This is a genomic window from Maribacter sp. 4G9 (genome assembly GCF_002742265.1).
In the GTDB taxonomy this organism is placed as follows: Bacteria; Bacteroidota; Bacteroidia; order Flavobacteriales; family Flavobacteriaceae; genus Maribacter.
The window spans coordinates 1-18,119 of the sequence record NZ_MDGL01000096.1 but is presented as its reverse complement, the minus strand read 5'-3'; the positions used below and the strand labels follow the sequence as shown (position 1 = coordinate 18,119).

The window sequence follows — 18,119 nt, the reverse complement described above, 5'->3', positions numbered from 1 at the left end:
TTCTCTAGTTATGAGTTTTAAGTTAAAAGTTAAGAGCACAAGTAACTAAAACTATGAACAAATAACTTTAAACTATTAACTATTTACGCTTCGGCAAGCATTTTTTCTCCAGCTTCGATAGCTTCTTCTATAGTACCTTTGAGGTTGAAGGCCGACTCTGGCAAGTGATCCAACTCACCGTCCATAATCATATTAAACCCTTTTATGGTCTCCTTAATATCTACCAAGACTCCTGGGATACCCGTAAACTGCTCGGCAACGTGGAAGGGTTGGGATAGAAAACGCTGTACACGTCTCGCTCTACCTACCGCCAACTTATCCTCTTCGGACAATTCTTCCATACCAAGAATCGCAATAATATCCTGAAGTTCCTTATAGCGTTGCAACAACTCTTTAACACGTTGCGCACATCCATAATGGTCTTTTCCTAAAATCTCCGGAGTCAAAATCCTGGAAGTGGAATCCAAGGGGTCTACCGCTGGGTAGATACCCAACTCGGCAATCTTTCTGGAAAGTACCGTTGTAGCGTCCAAGTGGGCAAAAGTAGTTGCGGGAGCCGGATCCGTTAAGTCATCCGCAGGTACGTAAACCGCCTGTACAGATGTAATGGAACCTCTTTTGGTCGAAGTAATTCGTTCCTGCATGGCACCCATCTCCGTAGCCAAGGTTGGTTGGTAACCCACCGCAGAAGGCATACGACCTAACAATGCAGATACCTCTGAGCCTGCTTGTGTAAATCTAAAAATATTATCAACAAAGAAAAGAACGTCCTTTCCTTGTCCTTCCCCTGAACCGTCACGGAAATATTCAGCTATGGTCAAACCGGAAAGCGCTACACGGGCACGAGCTCCAGGTGGCTCGTTCATCTGTCCAAAAACAAAGGTCGCTTTGGAATCCTTCATGGCCTTTTTATCCACTTTGGACAAGTCCCATCCACCTTCTTCCATAGAGTGCATAAAATCATCACCGTATTTAATAATACCGGACTCCAACATTTCACGAAGCAAGTCGTTTCCTTCACGGGTTCTTTCACCTACACCTGCGAATACGGAAAGTCCACCGTGTCCTTTGGCAATGTTATTGATCAATTCTTGGATCAAAACCGTTTTTCCAACACCGGCACCACCAAAAAGACCAATCTTACCACCCTTTGCATAAGGTTCGATCAAATCGATAACTTTAATACCGGTGAAAAGTACCTCTGTAGAAGTGGAAAGGTCCTCAAACTTTGGGGCTTCCCTGTGAATAGGCAAACCATCCTTACCAGATTTGGGCAAATTGCCCAATCCATCAATGGCATCACCAATAACATTAAACAGACGTCCGTACACATCATCCCCTATAGGCATCTGAATCGCAGCACCTGTAGCAACGACTTCAGTTCCCCTACTCAATCCGTCGGTAGAATCCATTGAAATGGTCCTAACGGTATTCTCTCCAACATGCGACTGAACTTCCAAAACCAATTTTGAATTGTCCTTATTGGTTATCTCCAAGGAGTCATAGATTTTAGGAAGGTCATCCCCCGACTGAAATTCTACATCAACCACGGGTCCAATGATTTGCGAAACTTTACCTGTAACTTTTGACATTACTATTCTGTTTATATATTACTTTAAAAATATCTTAAAAAATGCTCTGATTTTCAGGCTGCAAAGATATGTCTTTCCATTTTAAACAAAAATTGTTTTTTTGGGTTTTTTCCAAAACAAAAAAGATGCACTAAAATGCATCTTTTTGTTAGTTCTTACCATTTTTAAGCTATTGCAGCGTTGGTGAAAAGTTGGTAGGATAATCCCCCACATTCACCAAATTGCCTGAATCCTCAAAATTGGAACCATATGTAGCATCGATGGCCTTCATGAATTCATTGGCCAATAGCGCATATCCCCTAGCCGTTGGATGAATACCATCCAATGAAAAAGCCCCACCGGTTACCAAACTGGCCGTTAGAGTATATTGCCCACTGGTAATACCGCCATTCGCCAATTGGTTCAAAAGGGCATTGGCGTCAACGAATGCCAATCCGGCCTGACTGGCAGCCGCGGATATTATTTGGTTAAAAGCATCTGTTGCCGTCGCAATTTCCTCTTGCTCACTAGGTAGTAGTACCCATTTGTCGGCAAGGGGCAAGGTAATGCCCTCCACTGAAAATTGTCCCGCCAATTCTTGGGAAAGTCCCTGGGCCATTAAAGCACCGGCCACCTCTAGATTTGGCTGACCAATAACGGCCGAAGAGGGCAAGACAAACAAATCGTCTTCCGTAGCCTCACGTGCCTGCCCATAGGTTGTCCCTAACAAATTGGCCACTAAAGGAGCCGCTTGCGCCGGCAAGCCAAAGGATTGCACAAAAGCGGGGAACGTAAGACTGGCATTCAGTACTCCCGCAATTTGCGCGGAGAGGTCCGTTAATGTTTCATCTTGGATTATGACCTCACTGGCCGCCGTGGTGGAAAATTCAATAGATCGCTCAGGTACGCCCAAAAAGGCAAACACTTGATTCAACTGCCCAAATATTCCATTCAAGGTGGGAATCAATGGCCCAAATGACTCGTTGGTGGGGTCCAATGGGTTATGTGGCACGGTCGTAAAATGAGGTATACTCGTTACATCCGGTATATTGGCTACCACACCTTGAGCCCCGCCGGATGTGAGTGTTTGAATCAAAGCGCCATAGGTATTTGCAAAACCAACTCCTGGAGGGCCATCGATCGGAGTTATAGGGTTGGTCCCATCACCTCCTGTAGTGGCAAAACCAAGTACATCATTGTTTCCGATCCACAAAGAAAAGAAAGATGGAGATTGGCTTACGGCCATTTCCAGAACACTGATATTTGGCGTTGAACCCGTCATGCGAACAAAATAAGGATTGGCCAAACCTAGGGATACATTACCCAAATTTCCGTAGCCAGGAGCTAACAAATGAAAGCTTTTGGCCCCAGGTACACCCAAATTGTTAAAAGGTCCCGTTGGATTGTTCAAAACAATATCCGTACCCACCGTTACGGCACCAATAATGGATTCAAGTGGTACTGGGCCAGCACCTCCAAACACCAATCTTGGTCCTTGAATTCTATTACCGCCTGCGGCCAAGCCTCCAAGATTATCACTAGTAAGGGGTTGTACAAAATTCCCTCCTCCAGCGAGTGCAAATTTTTGGGAAAGAATATTGGGTAAAGAAAAATTTTGCCCTGCCTGAAAAAGCGCACCATCCGTAAAACCCGCTGTTAGAGAATTTCCCAAAGAATTAAAATTTGAAAAATCAGCTGAGCCTGCCGTAAGTTCCGGTTTGGCTTCAGGTTCAATAATTGGGTCCAGATCTACATCCTCCGGGTCGTTACAATTAGTAAAGACCAATAGAAGGGAGGATAAAAATATATAGGTAATTCTTTTCATTTCTAAACGGAATTTAAATTTCATTTTTAATTGTTGATTGTCCATGACAGATAATACATAGACCCGATAAATCCAGTTCCGAAGGCCGTAAAGTATTCATCGCCCAACAAGTTGTTGCCACCAATCTTAAAGGTAGATTTGATGCTAGGTACTGTATAATTTATTTGCGCATCCACCACATGGAATTCCGGAACGACCCCATTACCAAAAGTAGCCTCCCAGTAATAGTCATCACTAAAGCGATAGTTTATATTGAACCCAAAATTCTTGAACAGCTCTGCATTACCAAAAGAAGCCTTAAACTGATGTTCCGGAGTGTTAAAGCCCACTTGGAAATCAGGATTGGCTACCCTATCAAAATCCAACTTCGCATACGTATAGCTTCCACTTAGGTCAAAATCACCTAAAACCTTTGCGGTAAGCCCTAAAGAAGCTCCATAGGAATTGATGTTTACATCTGAATTGGTATAGGCCTGATAGGTCTGAAAATCACGATTTGATATGGCCGCCACAGACAAAGACCCATCACCAACCGTACCATAATAGGGAGCTATCACAGCCTCAGGTGCCAAAAAGTTACTATAACTATTGTAATAGGCACTTAAGTCTATGACTAATTTTTTGACCTTCCCACGATAGCCTACCTCGGCCGATGTAACCTGCTCTGGCTGTACCACATCCGGATTAGCAATCTCAAGTACTGCCGGGTTTCCTGTTTCCGATAACCTCAAAACAGATTCTGCAGTGTAAGAATTCTCGTAAGCGGCCCTACCCGTTTGAACAATACTGGAGGGTTGGCCCAACAATTGTCCTCCTCCACTAACATCAAATGTCCTTTGATACCTATCCAAGTTATCTGGTGCGGCACCGACCAAAATGGCCCTACCCGCATCCAAGCCGATAAAAAAATCCTGAGTGGTAGGGTTTCTAAAACCGGTTTGTATGGACGCCCTAATATTATGGTCCCTATTTAAGGTATACCCTGCCGAAAACCTAGGGGAGAAAAAGCCATCAAAAAATTCATTTTTATCATATCGGACCGAGGCGGTTAATTTTAAACTACGCTCGTTTTGCATTTCAATCTTCTTTTGAACCTGCGTGTAAAGTCCGTACTCTGAATAATCTATGGGGCCATCGGAATCTGTATAGATAGTTCCGAAGGAATTAAGGCTGTATTGTCTAAACGACCCCCCTATTTGTACTTCGGCCCAATCCCAAAGATGTCCAAAATTATAGTTGGCATCTGCATGATAGTATTTTGAGGCGTCCCTAAACTGTGAACCTCTTGATAAATCTGGATCTTTTATTACTCTGTTGAAGGCAGATTGGAACTCTGGTGACCCTGGTAAAAATCTACCGGACTCTGCCTGGGCCCTAGCGGCAGCATGGGCCTGCTCCTCCGTGGCACCAGCCAATGTCGCCTGCACAAAAGTACCCGTATATTCACCAAACCAAGTATTGTCATCCTTCCACGACCTGTTAATATTGATTCCAGTAAATACCATATCATAGGAATCTCCCGCTTTATCGGATACTACATAACCTCTTAGGAAAAAATTGTCGTTCCTAAGTTCCAATTTATGTTGTTCTTGAAAAAAATTCGCTATGTTATAACGGTTGGTGCCTTGGTAAATGGTATTTCCAGTACCTATTTTACCTACATAGGAAATCTCTAGGTTGTTGCCCTCTATCGGTCTATAGTAAAGTCCCCAGTCTGATTTAATACTTCGGGCGGTATAGTTTGTCAAATCGCCCTCATTGTAGCCAGTACGGCTAACTTCCACTGAAGGGACCAAGGCGTTTGCTCCATTTGGAAGGATTCCCAAGCCTTCCAAGGTTACGGCCACATCTTTTATATCCGTAGACACTTCGTCCCCGTAGACATTTATACCATCATAATTTAAGGCATCCCTTGTGCGCCCAGGCACAAATTTGTCAACAGTGCTGTTAGCGGCCCAATCGGTACCATCCAGATACCCGAAATTCCATTTTATGGCAAACTTATCACTGAACTTATGGGCGGCGCGCACTCCCACATCCGTATAAGAATTGGTGCCAGCAGCTTCCTGGGAAGTAACACCTTGTTTTACCGAAACACTAATACCTTGATAATCAAATGGGCTTTTACTTCTCATAAATAGGATACCATTAAAAGCATTGGCTCCATATAATGCTGATGCTGCCCCTGGTAACAATTCTACACTAAGAACATCAGGTTCTATCATACCTACCAAGTTCCCAATAGGGAAGTTCAAGGCCGGTGTGGAGTTGTCCATCCCATCCACCAACTGCATGAACCGGGTATTTGCGAATGTTGCAAACCCTCTAGTATTTACCGACTTAAAGGTTAAACTATTGGTGTTCACATCAACGCCTTTCAGGTTTTCGAGACCACTATAAAAATCGGCCGAAGCCGTATTTTTTATCGTTTCTATACCCATTCTTTCCACAGTGACCGGAGATTCGAAAATCCTTTCGGGAGTTCTGGATGCAGAAATCACTACCTCGTCCAAGAACGTTTGGGCTTCGGATAAAACAACCCGTACAGTCTGGTTATCATAGGTAATGTTTTGGAGTCCATCGGTATACCCAATGCTCGTAATACTTAACTGAAATGGAGGAACTTCAGAAGTCTGTAACACAAAATTACCGTCAAAATCGGTAGTAGTCCCAATGGCCTTGCCTACAATGACAATGTTGGCTCCAGGAATTGGCTCGCCGTTTTGGTCAACGACGTTTCCATTGATTGTAGTCTGCGCAAAACCTGCCGTTCCAAACAAAATCAATGCTAACAGTAGTATTGTTCTCATTCTAAATTTGAGTTAAAATTTTTCGCAGATGAAGATACAGATAATTTTATACCAAAAATAGGAATTTGAAAAAAATTATGCATGCATAGTATTATTTTAATAAAATTGCTACTATATTTTATAGGTAATCACAATCCAAAAACAAAAAAGGACGCAAATTGCGTCCTTTTTCTTCTAAGTTTTTCGATTTTACTCTACAGTCACTGATTTTGCCAAGTTTCTGGGCTGGTCTACGTTACACCCGCGCATTACGGCAATGTGATAGGAAATTAATTGCAGTGGAATTGTTGTTAGCAACGGCGAAAGACTTTCCAAGGTCTCTGGAACTTCTATGACGTGATCTGCCAACTCCTTTACCTGTTCATCACCTTCCGTTACAATGGCAATAATCTTTCCCTTTCTGGATTTTATTTCCTGGATGTTACTGACTACTTTTTCATAATGCCCCTTTTTAGTGGCAATTACAAAAACGGGCATATGCTCGTCTATCAATGCAATAGGTCCATGTTTCATTTCAGCAGCGGGATATCCTTCTGCATGGATATAGCTTATTTCCTTTAATTTCAAAGCACCTTCCAATGCCACTGGGAAATTATACCCCCTACCCAAATAAAGGCAATTGGGCGAATCCTTATATACATTGGCGATAATCTCTATCAATGGATTGGCTTCCAGTGCCTTTTCAACCTTTTTGGGTATTGTCTCCAACTCGGTAAGGAATTCGTGGAATTTTGTTTCAGAAAAAGTACCCTTCTCCTTGGCCAGCTTTAGCGCCAACAACGTTAATACTGTTATCTGGGTGGTGAAGGCTTTTGTAGAAGCCACACCTATTTCCGGTCCGGCATGCGTATATGCTCCGGCATCTGATTCGCGAGCAATGGAAGAACCCACTACGTTGCAAACACCAAATACAAAGGCCCCTTTCTCCTTCGCCAACTTTATTGCAGCCAAGGTATCTGCTGTTTCCCCGGATTGTGAAATGGCAATAAGCACATCTTTGTCCGTAATAACAGGGTTTCGATATCTAAACTCCGATGCATATTCTACCTCAACAGGAATTCTGGCCAAATCCTCAAATATATATTCCGCTACAAGACCCGCATGCCAAGATGTACCACAGGCAACAATGATAATCCTATTGGCATTCATGAATTTTTCCAGATTTTGGTCAATCCCCGCCATTCTAATTATTCCTTGGTCCGCAAGTAGCCTTCCTCTATAAGTGTCCTTTATGGCCCTAGGTTGTTCATATATTTCCTTTAGCATAAAGTGGTCATAACCTCCTTTTTCTATTTCCTCCAAGTTCATTTGGAGTTCCAGAATTCTTGGATAGGCTATGGCATCATTCTTAATCTTTCTAAGTTTAATCTCCTTCCCAAGTCTAATAATAGCCATTTCCTCGTCTTCAAGGTATACGGCATTATTGGTAAATTCAATAAAAGGAGATGCATCCGAAGCGATAAAAAACTCGTTTTCCCCAATTCCAATGGCCAAAGGACTTCCCAATTTCGCAACAACGATCTCATCGGGCTTCTTTCTATCGAAAACAGCAATGGCATACGCTCCTACTACTTGATTCAATGCAATTTGGACAGCTTGTCCCAGCTTAACATCTTCAGTTTTCTTTACTTCTTCAATAAGGTTTACTAGTACCTCTGTGTCCGTATCCGATGTAAAAGTATAGCCCCGTTTGGTCAACTCCTTTTTAATGGATTCATAGTTTTCTATGATTCCATTATGGATAATAACCAAATCGCCTGAATTGGAATAGTGTGGATGGGAATTCACGTCATTTGGAACCCCATGGGTGGCCCACCTTGTATGGCCAATTCCTATGGAGCCGTCTTGGGAAATACCATTGGCCTTGTGTCTTAAATCTTCGACCTTACCCTTCGTTTTGACCAAATTGATCTGGCTGCCATCATACAAAGCAATTCCGGCACTATCATAACCCCGATACTCCAATCGTTGCAATCCTTTCATGATTATTGGGTAGGCATCCCTATGTCCAATGTAGCCGACTATTCCGCACATATTATTTAATTAGAATTAGAAAAAGTAGTTCAAAATTAATCCAACGAACAAAAGTTCAATAAGTTATCTGTTTATTGAACGAATAAATCCTGTAAAGTGTATACGTTGGATGGAAAAAATCTGATAAGACAACTTTGAAAAGCTTATTCAGTTTTGGTATAGCTTATTTCCAACTTTAACCTTTTATTGTAGTTAGGATCTGTTTCAGGGATATTGCTACCGAACAAAACAGTACCTAGTGGGGTAAGATTGGAGGTTATTGGAATATCCTCCTCTTCACCATTGGCAAATATGGCATTTAGGACATTGGAGTTTTGAATGCTTGTCGTAAGCGTAAGACCCAATGTACTGTTCGCTGAATCCCGTACAACCAGATTATTAATGTAATCCGTAATTCTAACCGTATATTTTAACCCAAGGCCATTTTCCTCTACAAGGACCCCATCATAATTTGGATAGGTTGCAAGTGAACTCCCCGCACTTGGCAGTGGTTCTGTATTAACATTGTACAAGGGGCTGTTGGTTTCGGAATTATATAAATAGAGGCGAGGCGGCTCTGCAGGCTCCATGTCCATACCCGGATAACTTCTGTCCACATAGAACACCAGGTTCGCTTCATTGATTATCCAATTATTGGACCTAATTTCCTCCAAGATATTCTCAGCGTTATCCGGTTCAAATAGCTCAATTTCCGTAGTTAAACCGGCTGCTCCTTTTAAGAAAAGACGGGAGGCGTTTTGCTGGGTATTCAAAGCGTCCATGACATCCTGTGGATAACTGTCATTTATATATGTGTTTACAGCATTACCTGAAAATCCTGTTGCGGCAGAACCTGACAATAAACCTAACGTAAACGTGTTTTCACGCTCTTCAAGCCCTCCTTCCTCAGAGTTGAAGGCATTATACGTATAAGTAATGGAAATATTGGCCTGGGTCAAATCAAGCAATAGCATTGTAGGCTCTCCAATGGATTCCAAAAGGGATAGATGGATTCCTCTTAAGAATTCTGAAAAATTGGCTTGACTTAAAAGTTCTGGAGAACCTTCCTTATTCAAGATGTTGTCTTGAAAAAAATCAGGGTCCAAGGGAATTCTTATACCTGGGTCCAACTTGGAAAATATCAATGATTCATCCGTATCCTCTGTAGTTTCATCGTCTTCCCCAGGAATTAAAATTTCCTTATTGTCCACCGTAATACTACCGTCTAAATCAGAATCAAACAAAACTTCTGATACAAATGTAGGCGCAAATTGTTGATTAGAATAGTACTGTTGAGCCTCCTGAAAATTGGAGTTAGGGTCTAAATCCCTAAGAAAATAAGTGGATCGTTGTACTTTCAGTCCAATAACTACAGGTCCGTCCACGTCATCAAAATTTCTAGCATTTACGTAAATGCTGTCCAAATCTATTGTATTGGCAAAATTATTTGCAAATATTCGGGAATCATCCGTATCATTAAGGCCATCAAGATTCAAATCAACGCTTTGGTCATCCAAGGGATCTGTATTGGCCGTCCTTTCCTCTCCATTGGTAGCCCCATCCCCATCACTATCGTTACTGGGGTCCTCAGGTAATGTATCAAATTCATCGGCAACACCATCATTATCCGTATCCCTTAAAATCGCTTTGGTTAAGTAGGGAATATACAGGTAAACCTCCTTGACAGTTTCATCTTCATCAATGGTGGTTTCAGAATCATCGCTTGCGGCATTATCTTCTATACTTTGGGAAAGAACCCCAAAAGTTGGATTGCCGGTTGGCAATCTTAATTGTGTTGTAATAGAAGCAGTAGTCCTTCCATAGACAGGATCATCAAAGGTGCCTAGTTGGTAAACGGGCAACTTATTGGTCCTAACCGCTTCAATATTGCGGTTATAGGCGAACACATCGTATACCTCCTTTCCCGTTGAAAACGGATTTTCGCCCGTTACTCCAGCACCTATAGTAGTCAGGTCTTGCTCGCAGGATAAAAATATCGCAGATATTAAAAAAGCCCCACATAGTATGGGTATAGCCCGCTTTTGAAAAATGTTCATTCAGATTATTTTAAAACTTCCGTGTTGTAAAAATTAGCATACGCTTCCTCAAATTCTTGAATAGGGACATATCCTAACACAGGTTTTTCTTGGTTGGAAATATGTGTTGTTAGATCTTCTGGAATTTCTTCCGAAGCTAAAATAATGGCATCGGAATAATCCACGGCAACTTTTAACAAATTATTATAGGAGGGGTTTTCCAATGAGGCTATTTCTTCTTCAGGAATACCATCAAAAGCGATCCTTTTGATCATCTCCTTATCAAGCTCTCCCTCAAAAGTCTTGCCGTAGACGGAAAGGACTATTTTACTATCGGCAAAAAGTGGTTCGTCTGCGTAATACTTCTTAAGATATAGCGGCAACAAACTGGCCATCCATCCATGCACATGTATGATATCAGGTGACCAATTTAATTTCTTGACGGTTTCCATGACACCTTTGGCAAAAAAAATGGCCCTTTGGTCATTATCAGGAAACAGTTCTCCTTTTTTATCTGCAAAAGTTGCTTTTCGCTTAAAATATTCTTCGTTGTCAATAAAATAAACCTGTATACGTTCCCTTGGAATGGATGCGACCTTAATGATTAACGGCATGTCCATGTCGTTTATGACAAGGTTCATACCAGACAACCGGATCACTTCGTGTAATTGATGTCTTCTTTCGTTGATGTTACCGTACCTCGGCATAAATATCCTGATCTGGCCTCCATTGCTATTGACCATTCTAGGAGCCTCATAGGACATATGTGAAACTTCATTTTCGGGGAGGTATGGAACTAATTCAGAAGATACAAACAATACCTTTTTACCATTCATAAAAACTTTCTTTTATTTTTCGTGGAAACGCAGGTGCAAAATTACAAAAAATATAGAGATTACCAGTATTTATAGTAAGTTTGCTCGCTAATCACGTTTTCACATGCTCCCCATCAAGACTAAAAATGAACTTGATAAACTATTAAAAAGTAAGTCCAATTCAAAAGTGTTAGGTCTTGTTCCAACCATGGGGGCACTGCATAAAGGGCATTTGGAACTGGTTAAAAAAGCGGTTCAGGAGAATGATCTTGTCGTAGTAAGCATTTTTGTTAATCCCACGCAATTCAACAATCCAGAGGACCTTAAGAAATACCCTAGAGACCTGTCCAAGGACCTTGCCCTCATTGAAAGCATAGGTTCAGACATTCTTGTTTTTGCACCATCCGTATCTGAGATTTACAAGGGCTCTGTCCACTCAAAAACATATGATTTTCAGGGTTTGGACAACGTGATGGAAGGAGAATTCAGGGACGACCATTTTAACGGGGTAGGTACGATAGTGGAGCAACTTTTCAACCTAATTAAACCGAATAACGCCTATTTTGGAGAAAAGGATTTTCAACAACTGCGTATCATAAAAAAACTTGTAGAAGTACAGAAAATTCCCGTGAATATTATTCCCTGCCCTATTATTAGGGAAGACCACGGATTGGCAATGAGTTCCAGAAATGAAAGGTTGAGCGAAAAAATGCGACTTAAGGCGGGGTTTATATTTAAGACCTTGCAATCTGCCAAGGAAAAATTTGGCACGAAAAGTGCTTTAAAGGTGAAGGAATGGGTAAAAAACCAATTTCTTAAAGAGGGGGATTTTGAGGTGGAATATTTTGAAATTGCCGATGTAGAAACGTTAAGCCCATTGAAAAGAAAAGTAAAGAACAAAAAATATAGGGCGTTTATTGCCGTTTATGCCGAGGATGTAAGGCTAATTGACAATATAGCACTCAATTGATTAATTTTGTCCCATGCAAGTACAAGTAGTAAAGTCCAAAATCCATCGTGTAAAAGTAACAGGAGCAGACCTGAACTATATAGGAAGCATTACCATTGACGAGGACTTGATGGACGCTGCCAATATTATACAAGGAGAAAAGGTCCAGATCGTGAACAATGACAATGGCGAACGACTTGAAACCTACGTAATACCAGGTCCTAGAAATAGCGGAGAGATCACCCTAAATGGGGCGGCAGCCAGAAAAGTAGCTGTAGGGGATGTTCTTATTTTGATTACTTATGCCTGGATGCCTTTAGAGGAAGCCAAAACATTCAATCCAAGCCTCGTTTTCCCAGATGAGAAAACCAATCTATTGAAATAGGTTTGCTTTCTACTTTTTTAAATCGCTCATATGCTCCATATGCTTTTGAAAAATACTTACTTACCTTAGCGATTTGCAACGTATCCCAATAGTGTGAACAAATCCTTGAAAAAGACCCTAAAATTAATCATTCCCATTCTTATTGGAGTGTTTTTAGTGTTGTATTGGTATTTGAAGACCTCTCCGGAGAATAGGGAGCAAATTCTTTTTTATATCAAGGAGGCCGATCCATTCTGGGTTTCCATATCATTGTTGTTGGGTATCATAGGGCATATATCCAGGGCGATTCGATGGAACTATCTTTTGGAACCTTTGGGATACCGCCCAAAACTCATCAACAACGTTCTTATGATTTTCATGGCCTATCTGGCCAATTTAGGGATACCGCGTACCGGGGAGATTTTAAGGGCAACAGCCTTGTCAACGTATGAAGGGGTGCCTTTTGAAAAAGGCTTTGGAACCATAGTCACAGAAAGGGTCATTGATCTGATCATGCTGTTGATCGTGGTTATAATAACGCTCTTTTTACAGACCGATATTATCATCACCTTTTTTGAACAACGGGGATTCAATGCCAGCGGACTGATAATCTTGGGAATTGCCGGATTGGCGGCCGCCCTGATTTTCTTTATGTTCATCAAAAAATCAGATAACCCAGTAGCATTAAAAATCAAGTCCTTTGTAAAAGGTCTATTGGATGGTGTTTTCAGTATTTTTAAAATGAGGAAAAAGTGGTCGTTCGTATTCCATACATTACTGATATGGGTATGCTACATTGGCATGATGTGGGTCATAAAATTTACGGTTCCGGAAACCATGGGCCTTTCCCTAAACCAAATTATGGTGGCCTTTGTTTTTGGCGCCTTTGCCATGGCTACCACCAATGGTGGCGTGGGCCTTTTCCCCATATTGGTAAGCAAGGCATTGGGGCTTTTTGGAATAAGTTCCGTTTCCGGCGACGCCTTTGGATGGATCATGTGGATTGCGCAAACCCTCATGAACATTGTATTTGGTGCAATATCTTTTCTCCTATTACCGTTATTGAACAGAAACAAATAAACCGTTTACTGTTTAAATAGATCCTATGCGTCACATATTTACTGCTCTTACACTGCTCTTGGTGATGGTTGGGAGTGCCCAAACTACACAGGAGATCTTCGAGTCCTTTAAACTTCAGGAACGAAGGGATGTACAATATTACTTCCCTCCCAACATGGACGAGAATAAAAAATATCCTTTGATCGTGGTACTGGATGCCAATTATCTCTTCGATCAGGTCGTGGCCGTTTCAAAATATTACAGTCAGTTTCATGGAATGCCGGAAAGCATTGTAGTTGGCGTGAACCAAAGTAAGAACGGGATCCGATTGGAAGATTGTGCCTTTGATCCGGAAACTGGGCTCCCAAACGAAAAAGGGAAGCAGTTCTATGAATTTATCGGGATGGAGCTTATCCCCTATTTGGACCTGAATTATAGCACCGCTCCTTTTAAAATGATTTTCGGATACGACATTACGGCAAACTTCCAAAATTACTGGTTGTTCAAGGATAACTCGGTTTTTGATGCCTACGTAAGCATCTCGCCAACCCTGGCCCCGGAAATGGAGAGTAGGGTTCCCACGCGATTGAACACTTTTGACAAACAGATATTCTACCAATTGATCGTAGAAGGGGAACAAACCGATGACACCCCACAAATAATGGCATTGGATTCTGGCATAAAGGCTTTGAACAAGGAAACCTTGCACTATTTTTTCGAGAAGTATGATAAAGCGGACCACATTTCCGTGGCCACCTACGGCATAGGAAAGGCGTTCGATAATGTGTTTGGCATGTTCAAACCCATCAGTCCGAAGGAATACAAGACTCAAATCTTAACATCCGATGAACCGGTATATAAATATCTCGAAAATAAATATCAAGGTATTGTGGATTTGTTCGGGTTCAGCAAACCCGTGGAACTCAACGACATCATGGCCATATATGCCGCTGTAAGAAAGAAAGAGGATTTTGAGTCCCTAAAATCCCTATCGGAATTATGCAAAAAGGAATATCCCGATACCATGATGGGCTTTTACTTTGAAGGAGAATATTATGAACAGATGGGTGAGCCCAAAAAGGCCTTGAAGACCTTTGAAAAAGCTTTTCAGATGGAAGAAATCGATTTTTTAACTAAAGAAATGGCATTGGAAAAAATGGACGCATTAAAAGCGGATTTTGGTTTTTAACCTACACCAAATCCCCGCTCCCAAAGAAATATAACCTTAGATCCCAAATCTAACCTACAATCTACATTTATGTTTAAAGGCATCTTTAAATACTACGTCTGTGCTGGCGTATATTTTACCTACTATGGCCTAAAGGGCGATAAAGTACTGGCACTGAGCATACTCTCTTTGTTCCTGGCATGGGCCTCCTTTTTTATGGCCATCTGGGAGTTTAAGAAAAAACAATCGGAGGAAGAATAATTCCTACTTCTTAGTACCTTAGCACAAATCAGATGAGCTAAGGATGGCCAAGACAAAAACTGCTTTTTTCTGTCAGAACTGTGGCACGCAATACGCCAAATGGGTGGGACAATGTGCTGCCTGTAAGGAGTGGAACACCGTGGTGGAGGAAGTTGTTCAAAAAGAAGAAAAAACAAGCTGGAAACCTACCAACTCCGTAGCAAAACGAGTTTCAAAACCGCTATTGGTCCACGAAATAAGTACCGAAAAAGAAGTACGCCTCAATACCTTCGATTTAGAGTTCAATAGGGTATTGGGTGGTGGTTTGGTTCCTGGGGCCTTAGTATTGTTGGGCGGTGAACCCGGTGTTGGAAAAAGTACCCTCCTTTTACAGATTGCACTGAAACTTCCTTATAAAACCTTATATGTTTCCGGGGAGGAAAGCCAAAAACAGATAAAGATGCGGGCGGACCGTATCCACCCCAACAGCGAAACCTGCTTTATACTGACGGAAACCAAGACCCAGAACATCTTTAAGCAAATCGAAGCCACGGAACCGGACATTGTGGTTATCGATTCCATACAGACCTTACATTCGGATTATATTGAGTCGGCAGCAGGGAGTATTTCCCAAATAAGGGAATGCACTGCGGAACTCATCAAGTTTGCCAAGGAAACCAATACACCCGTTATTTTGATTGGCCATATTACCAAGGACGGTTCCATTGCCGGACCCAAGATTTTGGAGCACATGGTGGATACCGTTTTACAGTTTGAAGGCGACCGAAACTATGTATACCGAATCCTCCGTTCCCTTAAAAACCGATTTGGCTCTACGGCGGAATTGGGCATTTATGAAATGCAGGGAAGCGGACTCAGGGAAGTGAACAACCCTTCTGAAGTGTTGATTTCCAAGAACGATGAAGGGTTGAGCGGAACCGCCATCGCCTCTACCGTAGAAGGGATGCGTCCCCTTCTAATTGAAATACAGGCCTTGGTAAGTACCGCAGTCTATGGGACCCCGCAACGTTCCACTACGGGCTACAATGCCAAACGCTTGAACATGCTTCTGGCGGTTTTGGAAAAAAGGGCCGGATTTAAATTGGGTGCCAAGGATGTTTTCCTAAATATCACAGGGGGAATTTCCGTGGATGATCCTGCCATTGACCTAGCAGTTATTGCCGCCATATTATCCAGCAACGAGGACATTCCCATTGAAAAAGGTATCTGCTTTGCCGCGGAAGTTGGGTTGGCAGGTGAAATACGACCCGTACAAAGAGTGGAACAGCGCATTCTAGAAGCCGAAAAATTGGGCTATAACACCATAGTAGTTTCCAAAAACAATAAAATTGGATTAAAGAATACCAAAATCAAGGTGCAAATGGCCGCCAAGATTGAGGATGTGGTGAGTAGTTTGTTTGGGTGAGGGAAAAATAGGCTTAAAAGCAAGTATTTGGAATAGGTTTTTCAATACAACCTCCATTTGGATAACAAATCATCTCAAATTGACACCCTTCTTCCTTTTCGCAACTAGAAAAGATGAATAAAAAAGCTAAAAATAAAATGAGGTTATAATTCCTGAAACTAAGGTTATTATTCATTTTCAAATGATTGATTATATCTATTTATTAAATTAACAAAGGCTTCTCTTGTTGGTACTATTTTATCCAATACCCTTAATGCTTCTGGATTATCTGATATCATTGGTCTTAAACGGTCATAAGTTGACTTATTCGCAAATTTTCTAGCAAAGCCTACGCCAGTTGGTAAAGTAGTTAAATCCACGCCTTCTTTCAAGACATAAAGAAAAGGCACAGCTTCCAACCCTAAACCTTCCACATGATAGTATAGTTTAATACGATTTCCTGTGGTCATTCTCCATAGGTACTCACTTTTAATTTTAGATTCCCAACCTTTTGGAAATTCAACGTTTTCATAGTGTTTATCTGATTTGGAAATATAAAAACCTCTTATGGCACCAAAACTTGCCTTATATCTAATTGTATTTCCATCTTTTTTAAAGTTGACAAAATTCGTGGAGTGAGATTTTCCTACCTTACCATAAATTGTATCATAATTTTGAGTAATGATATAGTCAGAATCCTGGGCATTAAGATATAATTCCCCCCAAAAATAGGACAGTAAGTTAAGTTTAATTTTTAATCTAAATTTACTGTATTATGACACGCAGGAAACACACATCGAAATTCAAGTTCAAGGTGGTGCTGGAGGCGCTATCGGAACGTTTTACCATCCAAGAGCTGGGCAGGAAGTACGAGATCCACCCTACGCAGATAACTACTTGGAAGACCCAGTTCTTAAAGAACGGCGAGGGCGTATTCGACAATAGGGCCAAGGATCCCAAAACGGAGTCCGAGGAGATGGAGGAACGGCTTTTAAAGACCATAGGACAGCTCAAGGTGGAGAACGATTTTTTAAAGAAGGCCTCATCATGAGTAAGTCCAGAAAGCAAAGAAGGGAACTGGTCAATAGGGATTCCAAGTTGAGCGTAACGCGCCAGTGCGAGCTTTTGGAGCTCCACCGCAGTGGGGCGTATTACCGTCCAAAACAGGAGACCGACCTGAATCTGGCACTGATGCGCCAGATCGATGAAAAGCACATGTTGCACCCTTGGCTCGGCGTCCCCCGTATGGTTACCTGGCTCAACCGTGACATGGGGCACTGCATCAACAAAAAGCGCATTGAGCGGTTGTATAGGCTTATGGGGATATCTGCCACCGGCCCGAAGCCCAACACCTCCAAGAAAGGAAAGGGAGAACTGCACAGGATCTATAAATACCTCTTGAGAAACCTGGATGTAACGCGCTTTGGTCAGGTATGGGCCATGGACATCACCTATATCCCGGTTCGCGGAGGCTATTTGTACCTTTGTGGGATAATCGACCTGTACAGCCGCTATGTAGTAGGATGGTCACTTTCCAACACAATGACATCTGAATGGTGCAGAAAGACCTTGGAGACCGCCATAGAGGAACACGGTTCTCCGGAGATCCTCAACACCGACCAAGGAAGCCAGTTTACCGCGCACGGGTTCTGTGATTGGGTCACCGATCCCAACAGGGCAATACGGTTGAGCATGGATGGGCGTGGAAGGGCACTTGACAATATATTCGTGGAAAGGTTATGGCGCAGCGTAAAGTACGAACAAGTGTACCTGTTCCCGGCCGATGACGGTCTGCAGTGCTACCGTGGGCTGGAGGAATATTTTAGGTATTACAACAATGAACGAAGGCATCAAAGCCTAGGGG

At 42.0% G+C, this 18,119-nt stretch carries 15 protein-coding genes; 8 read left to right on the top strand and 7 right to left on the bottom strand.

Going from position 1 to position 18,119, the window contains the following annotated elements:
- Positions 1 to 83 precede the first annotated feature (83 nt).
- The 6 genes from atpD to BFP75_RS10475 all read right to left on the bottom strand — a co-directional run bounded on the left by atpD (position 84) and on the right by BFP75_RS10475 (position 11,091).
- Positions 84 to 1,592 carry a F0F1 ATP synthase subunit beta gene (atpD, locus tag BFP75_RS10500; RefSeq protein ID WP_094997066.1) on the bottom strand — a complete coding sequence of 503 codons (1,509 nt, stop codon included), beginning with the start codon at positions 1,590 to 1,592 and terminating at the stop codon, positions 84 to 86.
- Positions 1,593 to 1,761: 169 nt separating this feature from the next.
- Positions 1,762 to 3,396 (bottom strand): SGNH/GDSL hydrolase family protein, encoded by a 1,635-nt coding sequence (locus BFP75_RS10495; RefSeq protein ID WP_099545379.1) that lies wholly within the window; start codon positions 3,394 to 3,396, stop codon positions 1,762 to 1,764.
- A gap of 26 nt (positions 3,397 to 3,422) precedes the next feature.
- Positions 3,423 to 6,206: a TonB-dependent receptor gene (locus tag BFP75_RS10490; RefSeq protein ID WP_099545352.1), complete on the bottom strand. Its 2,784-nt coding sequence runs from the start codon at positions 6,204 to 6,206 to the stop codon at positions 3,423 to 3,425.
- 189 nt (positions 6,207 to 6,395) lie between these two features.
- Positions 6,396 to 8,240 (bottom strand): glutamine--fructose-6-phosphate transaminase (isomerizing), encoded by a 1,845-nt coding sequence (glmS, locus tag BFP75_RS10485; protein WP_099545351.1) that lies wholly within the window; start codon positions 8,238 to 8,240, stop codon positions 6,396 to 6,398.
- Positions 8,241 to 8,383: 143 nt separating this feature from the next.
- Positions 8,384 to 10,276 (bottom strand): DUF4270 family protein, encoded by a 1,893-nt coding sequence (locus BFP75_RS10480; protein ID WP_099545349.1) that lies wholly within the window; start codon positions 10,274 to 10,276, stop codon positions 8,384 to 8,386.
- Positions 10,277 to 10,281: 5 nt separating this feature from the next.
- Complete coding sequence (locus BFP75_RS10475; protein WP_099545347.1) at positions 10,282 to 11,091, bottom strand: glycogen/starch synthase; 810 nt, start codon at positions 11,089 to 11,091, stop codon at positions 10,282 to 10,284.
- Positions 11,092 to 11,194: 103 nt separating this feature from the next.
- Between BFP75_RS10475 and panC the strand changes: the two genes are divergently transcribed.
- The 6 genes from panC to radA all read left to right on the top strand — a co-directional run bounded on the left by panC (position 11,195) and on the right by radA (position 16,276).
- Positions 11,195 to 12,040, top strand: a complete 846-nt coding sequence (gene panC / locus BFP75_RS10470; protein ID WP_099545345.1) for a pantoate--beta-alanine ligase — start codon at positions 11,195 to 11,197, stop codon at positions 12,038 to 12,040.
- A 13-nt stretch (positions 12,041 to 12,053) separates the two neighbouring features.
- Complete coding sequence (panD, locus tag BFP75_RS10465) at positions 12,054 to 12,404, top strand: aspartate 1-decarboxylase (protein ID WP_099545342.1); 351 nt, start codon at positions 12,054 to 12,056, stop codon at positions 12,402 to 12,404.
- A 93-nt stretch (positions 12,405 to 12,497) separates the two neighbouring features.
- Positions 12,498 to 13,463 (top strand): YbhN family protein, encoded by a 966-nt coding sequence (locus BFP75_RS10460; RefSeq protein ID WP_099545340.1) that lies wholly within the window; start codon positions 12,498 to 12,500, stop codon positions 13,461 to 13,463.
- A 25-nt stretch (positions 13,464 to 13,488) separates the two neighbouring features.
- On the top strand, positions 13,489 to 14,631 hold the full coding sequence (locus BFP75_RS10455) for an alpha/beta hydrolase (protein WP_099545338.1): 1,143 nt from the start codon (positions 13,489 to 13,491) through the stop codon (positions 14,629 to 14,631).
- Between the two features lie 69 nt (positions 14,632 to 14,700).
- Positions 14,701 to 14,871 carry a hypothetical protein gene (locus BFP75_RS21815; protein ID WP_158657124.1) on the top strand — a complete coding sequence of 57 codons (171 nt, stop codon included), beginning with the start codon at positions 14,701 to 14,703 and terminating at the stop codon, positions 14,869 to 14,871.
- A 43-nt stretch (positions 14,872 to 14,914) separates the two neighbouring features.
- Positions 14,915 to 16,276 carry a DNA repair protein RadA gene (gene radA / locus BFP75_RS10450; RefSeq protein ID WP_099545336.1) on the top strand — a complete coding sequence of 454 codons (1,362 nt, stop codon included), beginning with the start codon at positions 14,915 to 14,917 and terminating at the stop codon, positions 16,274 to 16,276.
- 167 nt (positions 16,277 to 16,443) lie between these two features.
- On the opposite strand, the gene BFP75_RS10445 is transcribed toward radA, so the two are convergent.
- The gene (locus BFP75_RS10445; protein WP_099545334.1) at positions 16,444 to 16,725 is read right to left on the bottom strand and encodes a hypothetical protein; all 282 of its coding nucleotides are present in this window, start codon (positions 16,723 to 16,725) and stop codon (positions 16,444 to 16,446) included.
- Positions 16,726 to 17,030: 305 nt separating this feature from the next.
- On the opposite strand from BFP75_RS10445, the gene BFP75_RS10440 reads away from it, so the two are divergent.
- Both BFP75_RS10440 and BFP75_RS10435 read left to right on the top strand, forming a co-directional pair.
- Entirely contained in the window at positions 17,031 to 17,306 is a 276-nt protein-coding gene (locus BFP75_RS10440; RefSeq protein ID WP_099545331.1) for a transposase, read from the top strand.
- Positions 17,303 to 18,119: IS3 family transposase (locus BFP75_RS10435; protein WP_099545329.1), on the top strand; the 817-nt coding region annotated here is incomplete at its 3' end. The genes BFP75_RS10440 and BFP75_RS10435, both read left to right, overlap by 4 nt.

Excerpts from the sequence above, each read along its gene's own strand:
- BFP75_RS10480 (WP_099545349.1), bottom strand. The coding sequence starts at position 10,276 with ATGAACATTTTTCAAAAGCGGGCTATACCCATACTATGTGGGGCTTTT.
- panD (WP_099545342.1), top strand. The coding sequence starts at position 12,054 with ATGCAAGTACAAGTAGTAAAGTCCAAAATCCATCGTGTAAAAGTAACA.
- glmS (WP_099545351.1), bottom strand. The coding sequence starts at position 8,240 with ATGTGCGGAATAGTCGGCTACATTGGACATAGGGATGCCTACCCAATA.
- BFP75_RS10455 (WP_099545338.1), top strand. The coding sequence starts at position 13,489 with ATGCGTCACATATTTACTGCTCTTACACTGCTCTTGGTGATGGTTGGG.
- radA (WP_099545336.1), top strand. The coding sequence starts at position 14,915 with ATGGCCAAGACAAAAACTGCTTTTTTCTGTCAGAACTGTGGCACGCAA.
- BFP75_RS10445 (WP_099545334.1), bottom strand. The coding sequence starts at position 16,725 with ATGACCACAGGAAATCGTATTAAACTATACTATCATGTGGAAGGTTTA.
- BFP75_RS10475 (WP_099545347.1), bottom strand. The coding sequence starts at position 11,091 with ATGAATGGTAAAAAGGTATTGTTTGTATCTTCTGAATTAGTTCCATAC.
- BFP75_RS21815 (WP_158657124.1), top strand. The coding sequence starts at position 14,701 with ATGTTTAAAGGCATCTTTAAATACTACGTCTGTGCTGGCGTATATTTT.
- BFP75_RS10440 (WP_099545331.1), top strand. The coding sequence starts at position 17,031 with ATGACACGCAGGAAACACACATCGAAATTCAAGTTCAAGGTGGTGCTG.
- panC (WP_099545345.1), top strand. The coding sequence starts at position 11,195 with ATGCTCCCCATCAAGACTAAAAATGAACTTGATAAACTATTAAAAAGT.
- BFP75_RS10495 (WP_099545379.1), bottom strand. The coding sequence starts at position 3,396 with ATGAAAAGAATTACCTATATATTTTTATCCTCCCTTCTATTGGTCTTT.
- BFP75_RS10490 (WP_099545352.1), bottom strand. The coding sequence starts at position 6,206 with ATGAGAACAATACTACTGTTAGCATTGATTTTGTTTGGAACGGCAGGT.
- atpD (WP_094997066.1), bottom strand. The coding sequence starts at position 1,592 with ATGTCAAAAGTTACAGGTAAAGTTTCGCAAATCATTGGACCCGTGGTT.